Raw genomic sequence first — 566 nt, forward strand, 5'->3', positions numbered from 1 at the left:
ATGGATCATATTACAGAATTATTTTGTCTTTTGGATGATTTTTGCAAAATATTTGATGAATCTTTAGAAAAATCTCTCATTGCTCATCAAAATCAGATGCCACAGAAATCTGCTTTAAGCTTATCTGAAATCATGACAATCGTGATTTTATTCCACCAATCTGGATTTAGATTCTTTAAATACTTTTATTGTCATATGGTCGTCCCTTTTTGGAAACCTGCTTTTCCTAAACTTCTTAGCTATAACCGTTTTGTTGAAATTATGCCTCGTTGCTTGCAAGCACTTAGTTGTTTCTTTCATCAAATTAAAGGAACCGATACAGGAATTAGTATCATTGATTCAACCAAGCTCGTTGTTTGTCATAATCTTAGAATTAAACGACACCGTGTATTTAAAAACCTTGCGAATCGAGGGAAAAGTAGTACTGGATGGTTTTATGGATTCAAATTACACCTTGTGATCAATAACTTAGGTGAGATCATTAATTTGAAAGTTACCTCAGCCAATGTTCACGATGTTGCAGTACTAGAGGAACTTACTTCAGAATTTAAGGGCATCCTGCTTGG

General features: G+C 33.9%; 1 protein-coding gene. It reads left to right on the forward strand.

What is annotated here, in order from left to right; all coding sequences use genetic code 11:
- On the forward strand, positions 1–566 hold a 566-nt coding region (locus EXE10_RS21185; protein ID WP_130114613.1), incomplete at its 3' end, for an IS982 family transposase.

Origin of the sequence: Acinetobacter sp. WCHAc060033, from assembly GCF_004209125.1 — a bacterium.
Classification (GTDB): Bacteria; Pseudomonadota; Gammaproteobacteria; order Pseudomonadales; family Moraxellaceae; genus Acinetobacter; species Acinetobacter wuhouensis.